This is a genomic window from Demequina soli, from assembly GCF_000971195.1.
Classification (GTDB): domain Bacteria; phylum Actinomycetota; class Actinomycetes; order Actinomycetales; family Demequinaceae; genus Demequina; species Demequina soli.
In genome coordinates, this window is sequence record NZ_BBLZ01000003.1 from 361,312 (window position 1) to 383,531 (window position 22,220).

19 protein-coding genes are annotated in these 22,220 nt (G+C 73.8%); 10 read left to right on the top strand and 9 right to left on the bottom strand.

The annotated features are described in order from the left end of the window. Positions 1 to 10 precede the first annotated feature (10 nt). The 3 genes from AOM04_RS08220 (at position 11) to AOM04_RS08230 (ending at position 1,663) form a co-directional block, all read left to right on the top strand. Positions 11 to 565, top strand: a complete 555-nt coding sequence (locus tag AOM04_RS08220; protein ID WP_062464463.1) for a type II toxin-antitoxin system PemK/MazF family toxin — start codon at positions 11 to 13, stop codon at positions 563 to 565. A gap of 77 nt (positions 566 to 642) precedes the next feature. Beyond that, complete coding sequence (gene rpsT / locus AOM04_RS08225) at positions 643 to 903, top strand: 30S ribosomal protein S20 (RefSeq protein ID WP_042212820.1); 261 nt, start codon at positions 643 to 645, stop codon at positions 901 to 903. 85 nt (positions 904 to 988) lie between these two features. Continuing rightward, entirely contained in the window at positions 989 to 1,663 is a 675-nt protein-coding gene (locus tag AOM04_RS08230) for an EAL domain-containing protein (protein ID WP_062464277.1), read from the top strand. 26 nt (positions 1,664 to 1,689) lie between these two features. Here AOM04_RS08230 and holA read toward each other — a convergent pair whose 3' ends face one another. The 6 genes from holA to leuS form a co-directional block, all read right to left on the bottom strand. Beyond that, on the bottom strand, positions 1,690 to 2,676 hold the full coding sequence (gene holA / locus AOM04_RS08235) for a DNA polymerase III subunit delta (RefSeq protein WP_062464278.1): 987 nt from the start codon (positions 2,674 to 2,676) through the stop codon (positions 1,690 to 1,692). A 5-nt stretch (positions 2,677 to 2,681) separates the two neighbouring features. Continuing rightward, positions 2,682 to 4,985: a ComEC/Rec2 family competence protein gene (locus AOM04_RS08240; protein WP_062464279.1), complete on the bottom strand. Its 2,304-nt coding sequence runs from the start codon at positions 4,983 to 4,985 to the stop codon at positions 2,682 to 2,684. 4 nt (positions 4,986 to 4,989) lie between these two features. Next, positions 4,990 to 5,655, bottom strand: a complete 666-nt coding sequence (locus AOM04_RS08245) for a helix-hairpin-helix domain-containing protein (protein ID WP_062464280.1) — start codon at positions 5,653 to 5,655, stop codon at positions 4,990 to 4,992. Between the two features lie 129 nt (positions 5,656 to 5,784). Next, the gene (locus AOM04_RS08250; protein ID WP_062464281.1) at positions 5,785 to 6,639 is read right to left on the bottom strand and encodes a DegV family protein; all 855 of its coding nucleotides are present in this window, start codon (positions 6,637 to 6,639) and stop codon (positions 5,785 to 5,787) included. Between the two features lie 87 nt (positions 6,640 to 6,726). Next, entirely contained in the window at positions 6,727 to 9,228 is a 2,502-nt protein-coding gene (locus AOM04_RS08255) for a hypothetical protein (RefSeq protein ID WP_062464282.1), read from the bottom strand. Between the two features lie 247 nt (positions 9,229 to 9,475). Further along, positions 9,476 to 11,977: a leucine--tRNA ligase gene (leuS, locus tag AOM04_RS08260; protein ID WP_062464283.1), complete on the bottom strand. Its 2,502-nt coding sequence runs from the start codon at positions 11,975 to 11,977 to the stop codon at positions 9,476 to 9,478. Between the two features lie 229 nt (positions 11,978 to 12,206). On the opposite strand from leuS, the gene AOM04_RS08265 reads away from it, so the two are divergent. Both AOM04_RS08265 and AOM04_RS08270 read left to right on the top strand, forming a co-directional pair. Next, positions 12,207 to 13,238 carry a CAP domain-containing protein gene (locus AOM04_RS08265; RefSeq protein ID WP_062464284.1) on the top strand — a complete coding sequence of 344 codons (1,032 nt, stop codon included), beginning with the start codon at positions 12,207 to 12,209 and terminating at the stop codon, positions 13,236 to 13,238. Between the two features lie 134 nt (positions 13,239 to 13,372). After that, positions 13,373 to 15,196, top strand: a complete 1,824-nt coding sequence (locus AOM04_RS08270; RefSeq protein ID WP_062464285.1) for an S-layer homology domain-containing protein — start codon at positions 13,373 to 13,375, stop codon at positions 15,194 to 15,196. Positions 15,197 to 15,202: 6 nt separating this feature from the next. Here the strand turns inward: AOM04_RS08270 and AOM04_RS08275 are convergent, their stop codons facing one another. The 3 genes from AOM04_RS08275 to AOM04_RS08285 are packed head-to-tail and all read right to left on the bottom strand — an operon-like array spanning position 15,203 to position 18,542. Next, the gene (locus AOM04_RS08275; protein ID WP_062464286.1) at positions 15,203 to 16,039 is read right to left on the bottom strand and encodes a transglutaminase family protein; all 837 of its coding nucleotides are present in this window, start codon (positions 16,037 to 16,039) and stop codon (positions 15,203 to 15,205) included. Continuing rightward, complete coding sequence (locus tag AOM04_RS08280; RefSeq protein ID WP_062464287.1) at positions 16,036 to 16,959, bottom strand: alpha-E domain-containing protein; 924 nt, start codon at positions 16,957 to 16,959, stop codon at positions 16,036 to 16,038. The genes AOM04_RS08275 and AOM04_RS08280 overlap by 4 nt, the downstream gene beginning before the upstream one ends. Continuing rightward, the gene (locus AOM04_RS08285; RefSeq protein ID WP_062464288.1) at positions 16,953 to 18,542 is read right to left on the bottom strand and encodes a circularly permuted type 2 ATP-grasp protein; all 1,590 of its coding nucleotides are present in this window, start codon (positions 18,540 to 18,542) and stop codon (positions 16,953 to 16,955) included. Before AOM04_RS08285 ends, AOM04_RS08280 begins: the two co-directional genes overlap by 7 nt. Before the next feature lie 102 nt (positions 18,543 to 18,644). Here AOM04_RS08285 and AOM04_RS08290 point away from each other — a divergent pair, with 102 nt between their 5' ends. The 5 genes from AOM04_RS08290 to AOM04_RS08310 all read left to right on the top strand — a co-directional run bounded on the left by AOM04_RS08290 (position 18,645) and on the right by AOM04_RS08310 (position 22,210). Next, positions 18,645 to 19,181, top strand: coding sequence for a PH domain-containing protein (locus AOM04_RS08290; RefSeq protein ID WP_062464289.1), 537 nt, complete (start codon positions 18,645 to 18,647; stop codon positions 19,179 to 19,181). A 78-nt stretch (positions 19,182 to 19,259) separates the two neighbouring features. Continuing rightward, positions 19,260 to 19,661, top strand: coding sequence for a TOBE domain-containing protein (locus AOM04_RS08295; RefSeq protein WP_062464290.1), 402 nt, complete (start codon positions 19,260 to 19,262; stop codon positions 19,659 to 19,661). Next, positions 19,658 to 20,422: a molybdate ABC transporter substrate-binding protein gene (gene modA / locus AOM04_RS08300; RefSeq protein ID WP_062464291.1), complete on the top strand. Its 765-nt coding sequence runs from the start codon at positions 19,658 to 19,660 to the stop codon at positions 20,420 to 20,422. The genes AOM04_RS08295 and modA overlap by 4 nt, the downstream gene beginning before the upstream one ends. A 13-nt stretch (positions 20,423 to 20,435) precedes the next feature. After that, positions 20,436 to 21,200, top strand: coding sequence for an ABC transporter permease (locus AOM04_RS08305; RefSeq protein WP_062464292.1), 765 nt, complete (start codon positions 20,436 to 20,438; stop codon positions 21,198 to 21,200). Further along, positions 21,197 to 22,210 (top strand): ABC transporter ATP-binding protein, encoded by a 1,014-nt coding sequence (locus AOM04_RS08310; RefSeq protein ID WP_062464293.1) that lies wholly within the window; start codon positions 21,197 to 21,199, stop codon positions 22,208 to 22,210. The genes AOM04_RS08305 and AOM04_RS08310 overlap by 4 nt, the downstream gene beginning before the upstream one ends. Positions 22,211 to 22,220 lie beyond the last annotated feature (10 nt).

The following is a 22,220-nucleotide window of genomic DNA, read 5'->3' on the forward strand; positions in this document are numbered from 1 at the left end:
GGTGAGCTCCCTGGTCGACCTGTTCCGGCGCATCGTCCACGCCGTCCGCACCACCCCCCGGCCCGGCTCGACCCGCCCGTCCCCGCCCGCCACCCCGCGCACCCGCGGCGGCTCGACGCGGAGCCGGGGGCGCGCATCGTCCACCGCGACGCCGACGACCGCCTACCCGGGCGACTTCACCGGGCGACCCCAGGTCAGCTACTCCCCCACGCGCGGCGGCAAGCCGGAGCCCGGCGAGGTCGTGTGGACGTGGGTGCCGTTCGAGGAGGACCACGCGCAGGGCAAGGACCGGCCCGTGCTCCTCATCGGACGCGACGGGCGGTGGCTGCTCGCACTCATGCTCACCAGCAAGGACCACGACCTCGACGCCGCGCAGGAGGCGCGCTGGGGCCGCTTCTGGATGGACATCGGTGCCGGACCGTGGGATCCTCAAGGGCGTCCCAGCGAGGTCAGGCTCGACCGGATCATCCGCGTCGACCCGGGCTCGGTCCGCCGGGAGGGGGCGATCCTCGACCGCGCGACCTTCGACCGCGTCGCGGGGTCGCTCAAGAACGCGCATCCCTGATATGATGTTCGTTCGTGTGTGAGCGCGAATGCTCGCGCCCCACCCCAGATTTTCAACGAGAACGCAGAAGGAACGCTGTGGCAAACATCAAGTCCAAGATCAAGCGCATCGGCACCAACGAGAAGTCGCGCCTGCGCAACGTCGCCGTGAAGTCGGAGCTCAAGACCAACGTGCGCAAGGTCCGCGAGGCCATCGCCGCCGGCGACAAGGCCACCGCTGAGACCGCCCTCAAGACCGCCTCCGTCAAGCTCGACAAGGCCGTGTCGAAGGGTGTCATCCACAAGAACCAGGCCGCGAACCGCAAGTCGGCGCTGGCCAAGCAGGTCGCCGCTCTCTAGGCGACCTCCGCACCTACGCCCCGCATCGCTTCGGCGATCCGGGGCGTTCGTGCTTTCCAGGCAGAATGTCGCTAGTCTCGTCGCCGTGAAGGTCCCCCCGCGTCCGCGCCTCTGGCACCCGCCGCACCTCAGCAGACGGGGCTCGCGGGCGCTCGTCGGCAGGCAGGGGATCCACGGCGCCGACGGCTCCGTGCGGGGCCACGAGCTCCTCTACCGCGCGCCGGGATACGAGACCCTGCCGATCGACCTGTGGCCCACCCGGCTCCAGGACCGCGCCACCGAGCACGTCATCGCCGCCACCTTCTGGTGCGACCCCGACATCACCGCGCCGCACCCCGCGTTCGTCAACTTCACCCGGTCGTACCTGCTCGACCGCGACGTCGCGGCGCACTGCGACGCGTCCCGCATGGTGATCGAGGTGGTCGAGTCCGCCTACGCCGACGACACCCTGGCCGCGCGTCTCGCCGAGCTCAAGGGCGACGGCTTCCGCATCGCGATCGACGACTTCGCCGGCACCGACTCGCAGCACGCGCTGCTGCCCCTCGCGGACTTCGTCAAGGTCGACTTCCGCGACCTCGTGCGCGAGGGACCGGCGCTGGTCGAGGCGGCGCGGCTGCGCGGCGCGACGCTCATCGCGGAGCGGGTCGAGGACGCCGAGACGCTCGCCGCGTGCACGGACCTGGGCTTCGACCTGTACCAGGGCTGGTGGTTCGGCCGCGCGACGCTCCACGACCGCGGCGAGGCGCTGGTCGGGGTCTGATCGCCCGCTCCGGGGGCGGGGCGGGGTCAGCCGGCCGCCGCGAGCTCCGCGACGGTACGGACCGCGCGCTCGAGCGCGAATCCGGGCGCGCGCGACGCACCCTTGATCTCGGCGTCGGCCTGCGCGACGGCCTGGACCGCCAGCGCGAGCGTGTCGCCGTCCCAGCGCCGCAGGTCACGGCGCGCGCGCTCCTCCTGCCACGGCTGCACGCCGATCTCCCGAAGGCTGACACCCCGGCCGCGCGCGGCGCCGACCTTGATGAGCGTGCGCAGCTTGGACGCGAGCGCGGCGACCAGCGGCACCGGGTCGGTGCCGGTCGACAGGGCGTGGCGCACGAGCGCGATGGCGTCGGCGGTACGGCCCGCGATCGCCGCGTCGGCGACCGCGAACCCCGTCGCGTTGACCCGCGTGCCGTAGTAGCGGGCCACCGCGGCCTCGTCGATCGGCCCGTCGACGTCGCTGACGAGCTGCCCGCACGCGGCCGCGATCTCCGCGACGTCGTCGCCGATGGCGTCGACGAGCGCGCGCACCGCGCGCGCCTGCGCCGGCCGCTTGGCGCGCTCGAACTCGCCCGTGGCGAAGTCCACCAGCTCGGCGTCCTTCTTGATCGCGGGGCACGTGTACTCGGGGGTGCCGCCCTTGCGGAGCGTGTCGAGCAGCTTCTTGCCGCGCACGCCGCCGCCGTGCACCATCACGACCACGCAGTCCGGGTCGGGCCCGGCCACGTAGGCGAGCGCGTCCTGCAGGAAGTCGTCGTTCATCGCCTCCAGCGACTCCACCACGACCAGCCCCGGGTCGGCGAACAGCGACGGGCTGGTCGCGCCCGCGAGGCCGCCGCGCATGTACGCGCTCGCGTCGAGCCTGCTCACCTCGATGTCACCCTTGGCGCGCATCGCCGCCGTGATGCGCTCGACCGCGCGCGCGGCGAGCAGCTTCTCGGGTCCCGACACCAGCACCACGGGTGCCGGCGCGGCTCGATACCAGGTCGCCTGGGGTGCCTGCCGTGCTGCCATGGGCACTAGCCTCCCACGGCGCTCCGACACTCCCGCACGAGCGTGGGCGCGCCGTCGCGCGCGCCGAGCACCACGTCCCCGCACAGGTCCGTGCGCAGCACCGCCGCTCCCCCGGCGCCGTACAGCGCGAGCGCCTCCGGGGCCGGATGGCCGTAGTCGTTGCCCGCGCCCACGGAGATGAGCACCACGGGCGCCGCGACCGCCCGGATCAGCGCCGCGTCCTGCGCCGCGGAGCCGTGGTGCGCGGCCTTGACGACGTCGACGTCCGCCCACGCGGCGGCGCCGAGCCGCTCGAGCCGACGCTGGCCGTCCACCTCGAGGTCGCCGAGCGCGAGCAGGGTGAGGCCGTCGACGTCGATGCGCAGCGCCGTCGACGAGTCGTTGACCTCGGTGCCGTCGCGCGACCGCGGCTCCGGGCCGGTCTGGAGGACCTCGACGCGGATGCCGCCCACCTCGACGCGCTCCCCCGCGACCGGCGCGGCGGGCGACGCCTCCCGCAGCGCGGCGAGCGTCGACGCGGAGGCGGCCGGCGGCATCCACGCGGCGCCGATCTCGACCGCGTCGGCCACGGCGGCGAGCCCGCCCGTGTGGTCGGCGTGCTCGTGGGTGAGCACCAGCAGGTCGACCCGCGACACCCCCAGCCGCGCGAGGCATCCCGCGGCGTCGCCGTCGGCGGGCCCCACGTCGACCATGAGGACCGCTCCCCCGGACCTCACCACCATGGCGTCGCCCTGCCCCACGTCGCACGCGACGATGCTCCAGCCGTCGATCGCACCCCCGAGCGCCTCGGGCAGGTACCGCGATGGTGCGTGAAGGAGCACCGCCGCGACCAGCGCCACCACGGCACCCATGGCGCCGCGCGTGCGTCCCGCGCGGGCGGCGACGGCGACGCCCGCGAGCATCACGAGCCCGAGCACGATGCCCCGGAGACCTGTCGCCGAGTCCCACGACCCACCCGGCGCGGCGTTGGCGGCGCGCGCGGCGAGGATCACCGGCCACGCGCATCGTGCGGCGGCGTCCGCGAGCAGGGCCGCGAGGCCCGGGGCCGGCACGGCGACGACGAGCGCCGCCACACCGAGCAGGGTCACGGGAACGGCGAACGGCGTCGCGACGGCGTTGGCGGCCACCGCCCACGGCCCGGTGCCCGCGTCGATCGAGGCGAGGATCGGCACGCACGCCGTCTGCGCGGCGAGGGTGAGCGCGACCGCGTCGGCGAGCGGCGCGTCGAGCCGCCGGCGCAGCCGCACGGACAGGCCCGGCGCGAGCAGCGTGATCGCCAGCACCGCCCCGACGGACAGCGCGAGGCCCACGTCACGCGCGAGCTCGGGCCGGGCGACCACGAGCACGACGACCGCTGCCGCGAGCGCCGGCACCGTCTGGCCCCGCCTGCCCGCGAGGAGCGCCGCCGCCGCGATCCCCGCCATCACCAGTGCGCGCAGGACCGACCCGCCGCCGGAGACCGTCACCGCCAGGCAAGCCGAGGCGACCACGACCGTGACGGCCACCACGCCCGGTGACGCCCTCGCGCGCCGCAGCAGCGCACCGAGTGCCGCCGCGAGGATCGCGAAGTGCGCGCCGGAGACCGCGGTGAGGTGCGCGAGGCCGGCGACCCGCATCTCCGCGACCAGCCCCTTGGGCATGGTCGACGTGTCGCCCAGCACCATCCCCGCGACGAGCGGCGCCGTGGTCGCGGGCGCTCCCTCGAGGGCGTGCGTGAATGATGCGCGGGCCCGCTCGACAGCGGCGCGCCACCCCGTCGGCGGGACCGCCGCGACGATGCGGCCGTCCAGGAGCGCGTCCACCGTCCCGCGCGTCGAGGGCGTGAGGGCGCCCCGGGCCCGCGCCTCGCCGCCCCGCACGGGCGCGTCCGCCGCGTCGACGACGAGCACCACCAGCCCACGCCCGCCGCTCCAGCCTCCTCCCCTGGCGCGCCATGCGGCCACGTCGATCCGCACCGCGACGCGCGGCGCCGTGCCGCTCGCCGCGACCGTGTGCACCTCGACAACCCGGCCGCGCACCTCGACCCCGTCGGCGTGCGTGCCCATCCAGGCGCGCGCGTCGATCGCGGCGCCGGTGGTGAGCGCGGCCGCGGTGGCCGCCGCCGCGGCGAGCGCGAGCAGCGCGGCGGGCCCCGCCTCGCGCCCCCGGGTCGACGAGCCGCGTCGCGCCCACCACGCGCCGGCCGCCACCGCCCATGCCGCGAGCGCCACCACCGCGCCCGCACGCCAGCCGAGGCTCCAGGCCGCCAGCGAGGCGGCCCACGCCGCGACGGCGGCGGGCGCGAGCCGCAGGTCACCCCAGCCGCCCACCGGGTCACGTCGTCGCCAGGTCGGCGATGGCCTCGACCACGGCGGGCCCGATCCCCGACACGCGCTCGAGATCCTTCACGGTCGCGAACGGCCCGTTGGCCTCGCGGTCCGCGACGATCCTCGCCGCCAACGCCGGACCGATCCCGGGCAGCGCGTCGAGCGCCGCCGCGTCGGCAGCGTTGAGGTCGACGGCCCCTCCCCCCTGCGTCTCCTCCCCCACCCGCGCCACCACGATGTGCTCGCCGTCCGTCACCGGGCGCGCGAGGTTGACGGACGCCTCGTCGGCACCCTCGGCGAGTCCGCCCGCGAGCTCGATCGCGTCCGCGACGCGCTTCCCCGGCTCGAGCGAGACCAGGCCCGGGTGCACGACCGCGCCGCTCACGTGGACCACGACCGTCGTCGCCGCGGCCGGTCCCACCACGGAACCCGACGGTGACGGCGACGCACTCGCCAACAGCGACGCCTCCGGCTCCGCCCGCAGCCCCCACCACGCGACCCCGGCGATCAGCACGACCACCACCGCCGCCGTGGCCGCCGTGCGCCCGTCGAGCCGCCAGCGGGTGGGGCGCGGCTCGGGCGGGTCCGCACCGTGACCCGCCGCGTAGGCGCGCGCGGCGGCGTCGCGCAGCCCGTCGGCCCACCGCGCGCGCACGTCCTCGGAGGAGTCCATGGCTCGGACGCTAGGCGCGGGAGGGGGCCGCCGTCACGGGACGATGCGCGACCCGGGGATGGCCGCCGGGTCGCCGTGGGTCGGGGTCATCGGCGCGACGCCGGATCACCCGAGCGTGCGACGGGGAGGTCAGCCGCGCGCGTCGAGGTCGGCGACCGCGATGCCCATCGCGCCGGGTCCGGCGTGGACGGCGAGCACCGCGCTCACCTCGGCGGTGGCGACGGTCCCGAGCTCCGGATGGCGCTGCTCGATCGCGCGCGCCGCCTCCGCGACGTCCTCCGCGCAGCCCACGCCCATGACCGCGACGGCCGGCCGCGACAGGCCCGCCAGCGCATCGTCCACCGCGACGTGGAGGGCCGCTCGGGCGCGCGCCGTGGTGCGGACCCGGCCCGCGAGGCCGATCTCGCCGTCCACGAGGGCGAGGACGGGACGGATGCCGAGCACCCTGCCGACGGCGGCGACCGTGGGGCCGATGCGGCCGCCCCTGCGCAGGTGCTCGAGGGTGTCGACCGTGAATGCCGTCCGAGAGCCCAGCGCCACGCGCCGGGCGACCTCCGCGACGTCGGCGAGCGACCCCCCGGCGGCCGCCGCGTCGGCGGCGGCGAGCGCCGCCAGCCCCTCGGCCATGGCGACGGTCCTGGTATCCACCACCTCGACGGGGATGGTCGCGCGGGAGGCGGCCGCACGCGCGGCGTCGGCGGTGCCGGACAGGGTTCCCGCCATGGCGACCAGCACGACACCCGTGGCGCCGGCTGCGGCCGCGGAGGCGATCGCCTCGTCGAATGCGGCCGGGGTCGGCTGGGAGGTCGAGACCGCGTCGCCCGCACGCAGGTGAGCGACGACGTCCGCGGGCCCGATGACGGTGCCCTCGGGGCTCGCGAGGCCGTGCACCGTCACCTGCAGCGGGACCACGGCGATGCCCCGGGACGCCGCGAGCGCGGGCGGGAGCGAGGCCGCGGAGTCCGCGATGACGGCGACGGTCATGGCGCCACCCTAGCGAGCCTGGAAAGACGACGGTGCCGGTGCCGCCCGCGAGGGGCGACACCGGCATCGTCTGTCATCGACCGTCGGCTACGACGCGACCTGCTCGGCAGCGCTGGCCTTCGTGACCGTGAGGTAGCCCGACTTCTTGCCGGTCACCTTGACGGTGACCTTCTTGCCCGTGTCGGACCTCGTCAGCGTGTAGGTCGACTTGGTCGCCCCGCTGATCTTCGACGTGCCGCGGTACCACTGGTACGTCAGCGTCGCCGACGGGCTCCACGTGCCCGGCTTGGCCGTGAGCGTCCTGCCCGCCACCGCCGTCCCGGTGATGGTGGGCGTCGGCGCCGCGGTGAAGACGTTCGGGATCGCCTTGGCGGCGCTCGTCTTCGTGACGGACGTGTAGCCCGACTTCGACCCGGTCACCTTGACGGTGACCTTGGTGCCACGGTCCGCCTTTGTCAGCGTGTAGGTCGACTTCGTCGCCCCGCTGATCTTCGACGTGCCCCGGTACCACTGGTACGTCAGCGTCGCCGCCGGCGACCACGTGCCCGGCTTGGCCGTGAGGACCGCGCCCGCCGTGTTGCCGCCCGAGATCGTCGGGACCGGAGCCGTCGTGAAGACGTTCGGGACGTAGGTGCCCTTGCTCGTCTTCGTGACCGTCGTGTAGCCCGCCTTCCTGCCCGTGACCTTGACCGTGACCTTCTTGCCACGGTCCGCCGTGGTCAGCGTGTAGGTCGACTTCGTCGCCCCCGAGATCGCCGCACCCGACCGGTACCACTGGTAGCTCAGCGTGTCCGGAGTCGGGCTCCACGAACCAGGCTTGGCCGTCAGCACCGAACCCGCGGTGGTGCCACCCGAGATCGCCGGGCTCGGGCTCGTGGAGAAGGCTCCGCGATTCACAGTGAAGCCGAGGCTGCTGCGTGCCGTCGTCTCATAGGCGACCTTCGCACCGGTAACCACCACAGTGATCGCCTCGCCGGCATCGGCCACCACAGTCGTGTACGTCGGGCCGGTTGCACCGAGGATGGGCGCGCCCGCGCGGAACCACTGGTAGCTGAGCTCCGCCGCCGGGACCCACGTACCCGGGTTCACGGCAAGCGTCGCGCCGAGCGAGGGGCTCCCGGAGATCGCGGGTCGAGGAGCCACGTCGAACTCGAGAGGCTTGACGGCGAGCACAGCGTCTATGCCCGTCACTGCTTCGCCTCCGCCGACCTCGACCGCCCCCTCGTCGGAGGGCTCGATCGCGCCACGGTAGTGCTGGGACTCGAGGGCGACCCACACCGAGCCGCCTGCGATCTCGTCGTAGTAATAGCTCACGTCGAACTGGACCGAGTAGCGTCCCGGCGCAAGTCGGATGATCGTGTAGGTGCCGTCTTCGTTCACCCGTGCCTGACCAGCCGCGCCGTTCTCGCTCGCGACAGTGACGTAGGCCGCCTTCCACCAGTTCGCGTCCGCCGCGGCGGGGGCGGTGACGATGCCCGAGATCGAACCTCCGACAGCCAGTTCGGCGTCGATCCTGGTCGCGTGATCACCCGAGCCGACTGTGATGACCTCGGCATCCGCGACGTCGGTCACGTCGGGGTAGTACTCCGGGAGAAGGTTGACCTGCTCGTCCTGATGGGTTGCGTCAGAGTAGCTGCCCGCGCCGAAGCTGACGACGTACGAGCCGGGCGCCAGGCCGGTGATGTCGTACGTGCCGTCCTCTGCCAGCGGGACGAAGGCATATCCCGCGTCGCCGCTAGCGGTGACGTGCACCCCCTTCCACCACGTCAGGTCGGCAGCCCCGGGGGCCGTCACCGTGCCCGAGATGGTGGCGCTCGCGGCAAGCTCCGCGTTCACTCCGGCGATCGCCTCGCGGGCACCGACCTTCACGGGCTTCGCATCCGCCTCGCCGTCTGCGTCGTCGTAGAACTCCGGCTGCACGCCCGGATCCACGTAGTCGCCGCGCGACGAGTCGTAATACTTCTGTACGTAGAACGCGACCGTATAGCTGCCGGGCGCGAGGCGGGGAATCGAGTAGGTGCCGTCCGATTTGAGCGCTGCGCTGGATGCCTTGCCACCGAGGCTCACCTCGACGACCACGCCGCGCCACCACTCAGGGTTGGCGGATCCGGGCGCGCTGACGACGCCGGAGATCGTCCCACCGGGCGCGAGTTCGGCGTCGATGTCCAGCACCGCCTCGCCGTCACCGACCGCAACCCGCTCGGCCCCGCTGTACGTGAGAGCGTCGTTGTAGTACTCCGGGACCAGGTTGACGTCGACGTAGCGGCCGAGGCCCGAGTCGTAGTGCCCGCTGACCAGGTACTCCACGACATAGCTTCCCGCCTCGAGGTCCGAGACCGTGTACGACCCATCGGCGCCGAGGCGGGTCTGAGAGAAGTGTTCGTCGTTGTACGCCCAGACGACAACGCCTTCCGACCAGTGCGGGTCGGCCGCATCTGGGGCCGTGACCACGCCCGAGATCGATCCGGTCTCCACGGCCGCCGCAGGCGTCGCCGTGAGCCCGAGGCCCACCCCCGCCAGGCCGAGGAGCGCGGCGGTTGCCCCGATCCTCGACTTCCAGTACTCGCTCCCGAGCGTCGCCACGCGCATGCGCAGTGCCCCCCTGCTTAGAGTGCGCCCACCTCGTGCGGGCGCGCGAAGCGGAAAATAGCAGGCAGGTTTTTGTGTCGTCGAGTGCCGCATCTGCACTCAAAAGCCTTCGAAGCGGGGTGATCCCGACACTCCGCCGCGAGCCCCCACACGCGCGACTGTGACAATGTCCACACCCGGCTCAGCCACTCGAAAGCAGCAACGCCCGGCACCCCTGAGGGGTGCCGGGCGCCGCGAGGGAGGAACGCTACGCGGTGACGATGTTCACCAGGCGCGGGGCCTTCACGATGACCGTGCGGATCCCCGCGTCGCCGATCGCGCGCTTGGCACCGTCGGTCTCCAGGGCGAGCGAGCGCAGCTCGTCCTGGCCGATGCCGGGGGCCACCTCGAGGCGGTCGCGCACCTTGCCCATGACCTGGACGATGCACGTGACCGTGTCCTCGACGAGCAGCGACTCGTCGACGGCCGGGTAGTTGGCCAGGGCCACCTCCGAGTGGCCGAGCATCGCCCACATGTCCTCCGCGACGTACGGCGCGAACAGGCTGAGCAGGATCGAGACCACCTCCGCGGCCTCGCGCACGGCGGGGTCGGCCGGGCCGGCGCCCGAGTCGATCACCTTGCGGGTCGCGTTGACCAGCTCCATGGTGCGGGCGACCACGACGTTGAACTTGAAGCCCTCGACGAGCTCCTGCGAGTCGTGCAGCGTGCGGTGCGTGAGCGCGCGCAGCGCGGCGTCGCCGCCCTCGGGAGCGGTCCCCGGAGCGGACGTCACGTCGCGCGCGAGGCGCCACGCGCGGGCGAGGAACTTCGCCGAGCCGGCGGGCGAGACGTCCGCCCAGTCGATGTCGTCCTCCGGCGGGCCGGCGAACGCCATGGTGAGGCGCACGGCGTCGACGCCGAACTCGTCGAGCTGCTCCGACAGGCGCACCAGGTTGCCGCGCGACTTCGACATCGCGGACCCGTCCATCTGGACCATGCCCTGGTTGAGCAGCGCGGAGAACGGCTCGCCGAACTCGATCATCCCCATGTCGCGCAGCGCCTTGGTGAAGAAGCGCGCGTAGAGGAGGTGCAGGATCGCGTGCGTGACGCCGCCGACGTACTGGTCGATGGGCGCCCAGCGCTTCGCCTCCTCCACGTCGAACGGGCCGTCGGTCTTGCCCGGCGACAGGAAGCGCAGGAAGTACCAGGACGAGTCCACGAAGGTGTCCATGGTGTCGGTGTCGCGCAGCGCGGCGCCACCGCAGCTCGGGCACGTGGTGTTGACCCAGTCCGAGGCGGCCGCGAGCGGCGACTGTCCCTTGGGCTTCAGATCCAGCCCCTCGGCGGCAGGCAGCTTCACGGGCAGCTGGTCGTCGGGGACCGGGACCTCGCCGCAGGCCTCGCAGTGGATGATCGGGATGGGCGTTCCCCAGTAGCGCTGGCGCGAGATGAGCCAGTCGCGCAGGCGGTAGTTGGTCGCGGCCGCGCCGGTGCCGGCACCGCCGAGCTCGGCGACGATCGCCTCGATGGCCTCGGCCTTCGCGAGGCCATCGAGCGAGCCCGAGTTCACGAGCACGCCGTCGCCGGTGGCGGCGACACCCGTCGAAGCCGGGTCGCCGAACGGCTCCCCCGCATCGTCCCGGCAGTCGAGCACGACACGGACGGGCAGCGACATGGCGCGCGCGAAATCGAGGTCGCGCTGGTCGTGCGCGGGCACGGCCATGATCGCGCCGTGGCCGTAGTCCGCGAGGACGTAGTCGGAGGCCCAGATGGGCAGGCGCTCCCCGTTGACGGGGTTGATGCCGTAGCGCTGCAGGAACACGCCGGTCTTGGGGCGGTCGGTCGCGAGACGGTCGATCTCGTTCTCGCCCTTGACCTTCTCGACGTAGGTCGCGAACGCGGCCTGCGTGTCCGCGTCGGCCCCGGACGCCAGCTCGGCGGCCAGGTCGGAGTCCGCGGCGACCACCATGAAGGTCGCGCCGTGCAGGGTGTCGGGGCGGGTCGTGTAGATCGTGATGGGCTCGTCGCGGCCCTCGATCTCGAACGTGACGTCCGCGCCGCGGGAGCGGCCGATCCAGTTGCGCTGCATCGCGATGACCTTGTCGGGCCACGAGCCGCGCAGGGCCTCGAGGCCGTCGAGCAGCTCGTCGGCGTACTCGGTGACCTTGAAGTACCACTGGTTGAGCTTCTTCTTGGTGACCGGGGTGTCGCAGCGCTCGCACAGGCCGTTGACCACCTGCTCGTTCGCGAGCACCGTCTGGTCCTTGGGGCACCAGTTGACGTTGGAGTGCTTGCGGTACGCGAGGCCGCGCTCGAACATGCGCGTGAAGATCCACTGGTTCCAGTGGTAGTACTCCGGGCGGTGCGTCATCAGGACGCGGTCCCAGTCGAACGAGCACGCGTAGCGCTTCATCGACGCGCGCTGCTGCGCGATGTTGTCCTCGGTCCAGCCGGCCGGGTCGACGCCGCGCTTGATCGCGGCGTTCTCCGCGGGCAGGCCGAACGAGTCCCAGCCGATCGGGTGGAGGACGTTGAAGCCCTTCTGCACCCAGTGGCGCGAGATGACATCGCCCAGCGCGTACGCCTCGGCGTGGCCCATGTGAAGGTCGCCGGAGGGGTACGGGAACATGTCGAGCACGTACTTGGTGGGGCGCGCATCGTCCTCGCGGCCCGAGCGGAAGGGCTGGCGCTCCTCCCACACGGGAAGCCAGCGGTCCTCGATCGCACGGAAGTCGTAGCGGGCGGCGTCGGAAGCGGGGGTCTCGGTCACCCCAGGATTCTACCGAGGGACGATGCGGGACCCGGCCGCACGGTCAGCGTCGCCTCCGCGACGGCCCCGATGACGGCGTGATGTGCATCACACCTCGTACGGGGCCGGTGTGCCTTCCCGCTGTGGTGTGGCCCACATCGGCCACAAGATGCGAAACATTTCGGACAGCATGCCGATATCCCTCATGGAGACGGACGCAGCCGGCGCCTCTCCCCGAACGGAGGCATGCATGCGCCAGTCCGCCCTGACGGCTCCCCCCGCGCTCGCGCGCCGCGTCGCGCTCGTCGTGATCGCCTGCCTGACGGCCGCGCTGACGGTCTCGGGCGGCACGGCAGACGCCGCCACGGACCCCGTCCAGCTGGTGCTGCAGAAGACCAACGACCACCGCACCGCGGAGGGCCTCAAGCCCCTCACGCTGCGCGACGGGATCGTCACCGTGTCGAAGGGCTGGAGCGGCCACATGCGCTCCACCCGCGTGCTCGCGCACAACCCGAGCTTCGCGTCCGAGATGCCGACGGGCTACTCCGCGGCCGCCGAGAATGTCGGGTACGCGTGCGGCTACGGCGGCGCGGCCCAGAACGCCGCGACGATCATGAGCGCGTGGCTGAAGTCCGCTGGCCACGAGGCGAACATCTCCGGCAGCTACACGCAGATCGGCATCGGCATCGCCTACGACTCGGGCAGCGACTGCGCGTGGGCGACCCAGAACTTCGGCAAGTACCCGCTCACCTTCACCACGGCGCCGGTGCCGAAGATCGCGGGCAAGGTCACGGTCGGGTCGGTCCTCACCGCCAACCCGGGCTCGTGGAGCCCCACCCCGTCGTACGTGTCCTACCAGTGGCTGCGCGACGGCTCGCCGATCAAGGGCGCCACCGGCAAGCGCTACACCGTCACCCGCACGGATCGCGGCCACACCCTCAAGGTGGTCGCCACCGCCAAGCGCTCGGGATACCCGAACAAGTCGCGCACGAGCGCGGGCAAGGCCATCCCCCGCGTCTTCGGCACGGCCCCCAAGCCGACGATCTCCGGCACGACCACGTGCGGGTGCACCCTCACCGCGAAACCCGGCGCGTGGAGCCCCACCCCGTCGTACGTGTCCTACCAGTGGCTGCGCGACGGCTCGCCGATCAAGGGCGCCACGGGCCGCAGGTACACGCTCACCGCCGCCGACACGGGCCACACGATCCGCGTGCGCGACACCGCCACGCGGTCCGGATACCTCGCCACCACCCGCGTGAGCAACGGCATCACCGCGCACTGACCCACCCGCCGCGCCCGATCCGGGCGTGCGTGGCACCATGGAGTGAAACGCGCGCCCGACACCCAGGGACGGCGTCGTGTCACGACCCTCCCCGGGACGTCGCCGCGCGACCGTCGCACGGGGAGGGAGGCGGCATGGCTCGCGCACCTCGGACCCCGCGACGCGTCCTTGCCAGCGTCGCCGCCACGGTCCTCGCGCTCGCCCTGCCCGTGCCGGCCCTCGCCGCCACCGACCCCTCGCCCACCCCCGCGGTGGACGATGCGGCGGTCGCGTCTCCCGACCCGACGCCCGCCGCGACGGACGCCCCCGCGCCCACGCCGATCACGACCGCGACACCGGCTCCCACCCCCACGCCCACCCCCACCCCGAAGTCGACGCCGACACCGAGCACGAAGCCGAGCGCGAAGCCGTCGTCGAGCCCGGCCCCCGCTCCCACCGCCGAGCCGGAGGCGTCCACGGCGCCCGCCGACGGCGGCCCGTCCGAGCCCGCGCCGTCCGACGACGCCGCGACGTCGGCGCCCGCCACCCCTGACACCAGCGCCCCGTCCGCCTCAGCCGCCCCGGCGGACCCGATGGTCGCGTACGACCCGGCGACCCCCGCATCGTCCTCCGTGCGGGCGCCGGCCGCGCTCGACCCGGTGACCTTCGATGACGTCTCGGACGACCTCGAGGACGCGGCGTACTCGCCGTTCGCCGCCGACGTCGCATGGATGGGACGCGCAGGCATCGACGCCGGCGTACGCGCGAAGGACGGCACCCTGGCGTTCCGCCCGGACGCGGTCGCGACGCGCGCCGAGCTCGCGGGCTTCCTGTATCGGTTCGCGGGCTCGCCGGGGTCGCTCGTGCCCGCGGCGTCGCCGTTCCGGGACGTCACGAGGGACGGCACCGCACAGTGGCGCGAGATCGAGTGGCTCGCGGCGCGCGGCGTCGACGTCGGCCGCGAGGCGGGCGAGGCGCGGCGGTTCGACCCGGACGCGGCCGTCACGCGTGCCGACCTGGCGCGCTGGCTCTACCGCTTCGCCGGCGAGCCCGCGGTCGATCCCGCGGCGGACGTCTACGTCGACGTCCCCCGCTCCTCCGACCTCCATGACGCCGTGACGTGGCTGGCCCGCCAGGTCGCCCCGCTGGGCTGGGACACCGCGGGCGGCCGGGAGTTCCGGCCGGACGCGACGCTCACGCGCGGCGCGGTCGCGGCGGTGCTGCACCTCGCGCGGGACGCGAAGGTGCGCCCGCGCGACTGGGACGCGCCGGTCCGGCTGGTCGACGCGGCCACCGTGACCGTCGACGCGGCCGGCGGACTCCACCTCCGCCGGGGACCGTCGACCGACGCCGTCGCGGTCGCGGGCAGCGACGACGGCGCGACGCTCGACACCACGGGCGCGTACACGAGCAACGGCTGGGCGCAGGTGCGGGTCGACGGCGCGCTGCTGTGGGCCTCGATGGAGTACCTCGCCGTCCCGTCCTCGTCGCGCGGGCAGCTGCCCGCCCCGACCGACCCCGTCGCCGTCCTCACCACCGGCTCGGCGGCGGGCGTCACCCACGCGGCCCTCGCATCGTCCTATGAGAACGGGCACATCCCGCGCGACGTGCTGTGCCCGATCCCCTGGCAGCCGGCGGCGCTGCTGGTGTGCCACGCGGTCGCCGACCTCGAGTCGCTCGACGCGGCGTTCCGCGACCGCTGGGGCATGCACATCCCGGTCGGCGGCGGGTATCGCGACTACGCGGGGCAGCTCGCGTCGCGCGCGCGGTACGGCTGGATGGCCGCGGTGCCGGGCACGTCGAACCACGGCTGGGGCGAGGCGATCGACCTCGCGGGCGAGAGCCTGCCGGGCGGGTACGACGGCGAGGCCTACCGGTGGCTCATCGCCGCCCTGCCCGAGCACGGCTGGACGCTGCCGACGTGGGCCCGGCCCGACGGCACCAAGCCCGAGCCGTGGCACCTCGAGCACGTCGGCTGAGCGACGCTACTCGACCTGGGTGACGCGCACCTGGACGTCGAGGTCCGTGGTGGACCCCGCGACCACGCCCGTGAGCGGGGGCACGTCGGTGTACTCGCGCGCCCGCGCCACGATCACGTGGTGGTCGCCGACCTCGCGGTCGTTGGTCGGGTCGAAGCCGAACCAGTCGCCCGTCCACCACTCGACCCACGCGTGCGACTCCCCCGACACCGTCTCGCCGATCTCGGCGTCGCGCTTGGGGTGGAGGTAGCCCGACACGTAGCGCGCGGGGATGCCGACCGTACGCAGCGCGCCGATCGCGAGGTGCGCGAAGTCCTGGCAGACGCCCGAGCGGGCCTCCCACGCGTCGCGCGCGGGCGTGTGGACCGTGGTCGAGCCGGGCACGTAGCGCATCTGGTCGTGGAGGTGGTCGCAGATCGCCCGCGCGGTGGCGTCGGGTCCCATCCGGCCGGCCGCGTCGCGCGCGAACGCGGCGAGCTCGTCGGTCGGCTCGGTGACGTCGCTGATCCCGAGGTACTCGCTGAGAAGGTCCTGGAAGCGCGGCCCCGTGAGCGTGTCCCACGTGACGCGCTCCTCGCGGGCCGGCACGCTCGACACCTCGACGAGGCTGGAGCCCACGACGGTGAGGCGCTCGTGAGGCTGCAGCACCTCGAACACGAGCACCTCGGACTCCCAGTAGTCGCGGTAGGAGGACCGCCACGTCGCGGGCGACGCGTCCACGCGAGACTCGAGGACGCGCTGGCGCGGCAGCCACGCGGGGGTGAGGCGGGCCTCGTTGTACGACGAGAACACCGGCGCCTCGTACGTGAAGGCGGTCCGGTGCTCGATGCGCAGCGTGCTCACAGTGCCTCCTGGCTCCACAGCACGGTCGATGCCGGGAGGAAGTAGCGGTCGCGGATGAGGTCGGAGGCCGTGCCGCAGGCGCGTTGGACCTCCTGCATCTGCCCGGGCAGGTCGTCGAGCACGGCGCGCACGTCGCGGTACTCGAGGTTGGTGCGCGCGCGGCCGAGCGCGAGGCGCGCGCGGTCGGACAGGGCGCGGGAGTTGGACGCCCCCTCGATCAGGCCGAGGGTGTCCTCCGCCTTCTGCAGGTTGTACGCGATCGACCGCGGGAACAGGCGGTCCACCAGGAGGAACTCCGCGGCGCGCTCCTCGGTGACCAGCGCGCGGACGGTCCGCAGGTAAGCCTCGTGCGCCGAGCACGACCGCAGCAGGGTCGTCCAGTTCGGGCCGCTGGTGCCCTCGAAGTGACGGGTCATGAGCAACCGCGCGATCATGTCGGCGCGCTCGAGCGAGCGGCCCAGCTCCATGAAGTGCCACGCGTCGTCGCGCGACGTGGTCGCGGAGTGCAGCCCCCACACCACCGCGGCGCGCTCGCGCACCCACACGAAGAACTCGTGGGGCCGCGCCGACGCCGTCCAGCGCGGCAGCTGGTTGCGGGTGGTGTTGAGCGACTCCCACACCTCGGTGCTGATGACCTCGCGGGCGCGGCGCGCGTTCTCGCGGGCGGCGCCGAGGGTCCAGGCGATGGACGATGCGCGCTCCGGGTCGAACGCGAGGGTCGCCAGGACGTCGCGGCGCGCCACGGGCGTCTCGAACTCGCAGTTCATCACCGACAGCAGCGACGCGTTCGCGCTCGGCTCGTCGACCCAGGGATCCTCGAGGAGGACGTTGAGATGGACGTCGAGCAGGCGGGCGGTGTTGTCCGCGCGCTCGACGTAGCGGCCGATCCAGAACAGCGACTCGGCGATGCGGCTCAGCATGACGGCTCCCCCTGCTGTTGCTGCTGCTGTTGCTGCTGGCCGTGCTCGACGTCGTCGGGGTGCGCCGCCTGCGGCACCGCGTCCATGCCGCCAAGCTCGACCCGCGACTCCGGGGGCGGCGTCTTGACGCCGCGCTGACGCTCGCCGCCGAGCACCCACGTGTCCTTCGAGCCGCCGCCCTGCGACGAGTTGACGATGAGCTGGCCGCGCGCGAGCGCGACCCGCGTGAGGCCGCCGGGCAGGACCCACACGTCGTCGCCGTCGTTGATCGCGAACGGACGCAGGTCCACGTGGCGGGGCTCCAGGCCGTCCTCCGTGAGCGTCGGCACCGTGCTCAGCTGGATCACGGGCTGCGCGATCCAGCCGCGCGGGTCCTCGAGGATCTGCGCGCGCACCGCGTCGAGCTCGGAGCGCGACGCCTTGGGCCCGATGATGACGCCCTTGCCGCCCGCGCCGTCCACCGGCTTGACCACGAGCTCGTCGAGACGGTCCATCACCTCCTCCCGCGCGTCCGGCTCCTCGAGCCGCCACGTGTCCACGTTGGGCAGGATCGGGTCCTCGCCCAGGTAGTAGCGCGTGAGGTCCGGCATGTACGTGTAGATCAGCTTGTCGTCCGCGACGCCGTTGCCGATCGCGTTGGCGATGGTGACGTTGCCCAGGCGCGCGGCGTGCACGAGCCCAGGTGCGCCCAGCGCGGAGTCGGGCCGGAACGCGACGGGGTCGAGGTAGTCGTCGTCGACGCGGCGGTAGATGACGTCGACGCGGCGCCGTCCGGCCGTGGTGCGCATGTACACGCGACCGTTGTGCGTCTCGAGGTCGCGGCCCTCGACCAGCTCGACACCCATGGTGCGCGCGAGCAGCGAGTGCTCGTAGTACGCGCTGTTGAACACGCCCGGGGTGAGCACCACGATGGTGGGGTCGTCGATGTCGCCCGGCGCGCATCGTGTGAGGGCCGCGCGCAGCCGCTGCGAGTACTCGAGGACGGGCCGCACGCCCATCGCGCCGAACATGTCGGGGAACATCTGCGACATCGCGCGGCGGTTGGACAGCACGTAGCTCACGCCCGACGGGACGCGCACGTTGTCCTCGAGCACGCGCCAGATGCCGTGCTGGTCGCGCACGAGATCGATGCCCGAGACGTGGACGCGCACGCCGTTGGCCGGGTCGATGCCCGCGGCCGAGCGGTAGAAGTACTGCGAGGTCGCGATGAGGCGGCGCGGCACGATGCCGTCGTTGACGCAGTGCTGCGAGCCGTACACGTCGGCCAGGAACGCCTCGAGCGTGCGCACCCGCTGCGCGACGCCGGGCGAGATGATCTCCCACTCGTCCGCGCCGACCACGCGCGGCACGATGTCGAGCGGGAAGGGCCGCTCCTCCCCCGCGTGGTCGAACGTGACGCCCTGCGCGAGGTACGTCGAGGCCAGCGCCTCGGCGCGCGAGTACAGGTCGTCCCCCGACATGCGGTCGATCTCGTGATAGACGCGGCGGTACGGGTCGCGGACCTTCCCGTGCACGTCCACGGCCTCGTCCCAGGCCTGAACCGGCTGGTATCCGGTCCAGGGAGTGTGCTGGTCGGCGGTCATAGGGCCACGATAGCGGCGCGATGTTTCACGGCCGTGTCCGCCGTGATTCGCGTGTCGACCGTCCCCTTTCGCGCCCGCGTCGCCGCTGCTACGTTCGGCCCCATGGCCTACCCGCGCAACCTGCTCGCCCCCGACGAGGACGTCGTCGTCGACGCCCACCCGCACTGGAAGGCGCTCGTCGGCCCCGTCATCGTGTCGGCGCTGTCCATCGCGCTCGTGAGCCTCGTGCTGTGGTGGGTCGCGTCGGCCGACATGAACGCCACGCTCGAGGCCGGGCTGTGGATCGCCGCGGCGGTCGTCGCGGTCGTGCTGATCGCGTGGCTCGCGGTCTCGCCGTTCATCCGCTGGTCCACGACCCACTTCGTCATCACGGACCGGCGCGTGATCTTCCGCACCGGCGTGCTCACCAAGACGGGCATCGACATCCCGCTCGCGCGCATCAACACCGTGCAGTTCCGTCATGGCCTGGTCGACCGGATGTTCAAGACGGGCACGCTCATCATCGAGTCCGCGTCCGACGACCCCCTCGAGTTCGACGACATCCCCAACGTCGAGAAGGTCCACGCGCTGCTCTACGACGAGGTGTTCGAGTCGATCGAGGGCGACGACGAGCCCCCGGGCGGCACCGCCCGCGCGTAGCGCCGGCTCCCCGCGACACCCCGGGCGGGTCGCGCATTGTCCTTGTGCCGCCGCATCTGCGGCGATAGCCTCGCCCTCATGCCGCATCTGCGCATCTCCGAGGCCGCATCGCTCGTGGGCGTGAGCGACGACACGATCCGCCGGTGGATCGACGCGGACGGCGTCGCGACCGTGCGGGACGGCGCGGGCCGCATCCTCGTGGACGGCGTCGACGTGGCCGCGTTCGCGGCCCGCACCTCCGCGCCCGAGGACCCCACGGACGTGCGACGCTCGGCGCGCAACCGCTTCACGGGCATCGTCACGCGCGTGGTCGCGGACGGCGTGATGGCGCAGGTGGATCTCCAGTGCGGGCCGCACCGCGTGGTGTCGCTCATGAGCGCGGAGGCGGCGCGCGAGCTCGCGCTCGAGCCCGGCGCCGTCGCGACCGCCGTGGTGAAGGCGACCACCGTCATCGTCGAGACGCCGGGCGGCGCGCGGTGACCCGGCGCGCCCTGCCCACCCTCGCCGCCGCGGTCGCCGTGCTCGCCGCGGCCGGGTGCACCGCATCGTCCGCCGACGGCGCCGCCAGCCCGTCCACCGAGCAGCTCACCGTGTTCGCCGCCGCGTCCCTCACCGACGTGCTCGACGCCATCGACGCGCGCTTCGAGGCGGAGCACCCCGGCGTCACGGTGGTCGCGGCGTTCGCGGGCTCGTCGGACCTCGCGTCGCAGATCCGGGAGGGCGCGCCCGCCGACGTGTTCCTGTCCGCCGACGAGGCCCAGATGGACACCATCGCCGACACCCTCGACGGCGACCCCGTGCTGTTCGCGACCAACACCCTCACGATCGCGGTGCCGGAGGGCAACCCCGCCGACGTGACCGGGCTCGCGGACCTCGCGGACCCGTCCGTGGTGAGCGTCGTGTGCGCGCCGCAGGTGCCGTGCGGCGCGGCGGCCGAGCGCCTCGCCGCGCTCGACGGCGTCACCCTGGCGCCGGCCTCCGAGGAGCAGAACGTCACCGACGTGCTGGGCAAGGTGGCGGCCGGCCAGGCCGATGCGGGGCTCGTCTACGTCACGGACGTCGCGCGCGCATCCGGGATCGAGGCCGTGCCGATCGACGGCGCCGACCGCGTGGCGAACCGCTACCCCGCCGCCGCGCTCGCCGATGCGGCCGACCCCGACCTCGCTGCGGCCTACGTCGCGTTCCTCGCGGGCGACGAGGCGCGTGGCATCCTCGCCGACGCGGGCTTCGCGGCGCCGTGACCGGGGCCATCCGATGACCGGACCTCGCTGGCTGGCGCCGCTGGCCGCGCTGGGCGGGCTGCTCGTCGCGCTGCCGCTCGTCGGGCTGATCGCGCGCGTGCCGTGGTCGCGGTTCGTCGCGCTGGTCACCTCGGAGGACGCGCTCACCGCGCTGGGCCTGTCGCTCCGCACGTCTCTCGCCGCCACCGTGCTCACCGTGACGCTGGGCGTGCCGCTCGGGTTCGCGCTGCGCGCGCTCACCGGGGCGCTGCGGGGGGTGGTGCGGGCGCTCGTGCTCGCGCCGCTCGTGCTGCCGCCCGTGGTGGGCGGCCTCGCGCTGCTCTACGCCTTCGGTCGACGCGGGCTGCTGGGCGAGACGGTCGGCGGGTCGCTCGCCTTCACCACGGCGGCGGTGGTGATCGCGCAGACGTTCGTGGCGATGCCGTTCATGGTGGTGTCGGTCGAGTCCGCGCTCGCCGCGACCACGGGACGGCGCGAGGCCATCGCGGCGACGCTCGGCGCCTCGCCCACGCGGGTCCTCGCGCGCGTCACCCTCCCGACGCTCGCCCCGGCGCTCGCGACGGGCGCGGTGCTCGCGTTCGCGCGCGCCCTCGGCGAGTTCGGCGCGACGCTCACGTTCGCGGGCTCGCTCGCGGGCGTGACCCGCACCGCGCCGCTCGACATCTACCTGCTGCGCGAGACCGACCCCGAGGCCGCGGCCGCGCTGTCGCTCGTGCTCGTCGCGGTCGCCATCGGCGTGGTGGCGCTCGCCTACCGGCCCGTGCGGAGCGCCTCGTGACCGCGCTGGCGGCGGACGTGCGGGTGCCCGCGCGCGGCGTCGACGCGTCCCTCGAGGTGGCGCCCGGGCGCACGCTGGTCCTGCTCGGCCCGAACGGCTCGGGCAAGTCGACCGCGCTCGAGGCCGTCGCGGGCATCGTGCCGGGCGCAGCGGTGACCCTCGACGGCGCCGCCGCGCCGCGCGCCGCCCGCGACCGCCGCATCGGCCTCCTGTCGCAGGACGACGCGCTCTTCCCCGCGATGTCGGTGCGCGACAACGTCGCGTTCGGGCCGCGCTCGCGCGGGGTCGCGCGGGCCGAGGCGCGCGCGGAGGCCGACGCGTGGCTCGCCCGCGTCGGGCTCTCGGGCCTGGGCGACCGGCGCCCGCGCGAGTTGTCGGGCGGGCAGGCGAGGCGCGTCGCGATCGCGCGTGCGCTCGCCGCGCGGCCCCGCGTGCTGCTGCTCGACGAGCCGTTCGCGGGCCTCGACGTCGGCGCCGCGAGCACCGTGCGCGGGCTCGTCGCAGGGCTGCTGTCAGGCGTCACCGCGATCGTCACCACCCACGACGCGCTCGACGCGCACGCCCTCGCCGACGACGTCGCCGTGATGGAGGCCGGGCGCATCGTCGAGGCGGGGCCGGCCGCCGAGGTGCTCGCGCGGCCGCGCACGGCGTTCGCGGCGCGCATGGCCGCGCGCGTGCTGCTCGAGGGGACGATGCGCGGCGGGGCGCTCGAGCTGTCCGGCGGCACGCGCGTGCCGGTCACCGGCGGTCCGGGCGCGGGTGCGCGGGCGGCGATCGCGCTGCGACCGGCGGCCGTCACGGTGTCCCTCGGCGACGCGCCGCGCTCCCCCGCGCTCGTGTGGATCGCCGACGAGGTCGCCGGGCTCGAGCCGCGCGGCGACGAGGTGCGCGTGCAGGGAACCGTATGCGCCGCGGACGTCGATCCCGCGGTCGCCGGCGCGCTCGCCGCGCGCGCGCCCGTGTGGTTCGGGGTGCCGCGCGGCGAGGCCGCGTACGCGCTCACAGGCTGAGGGGCGCGTG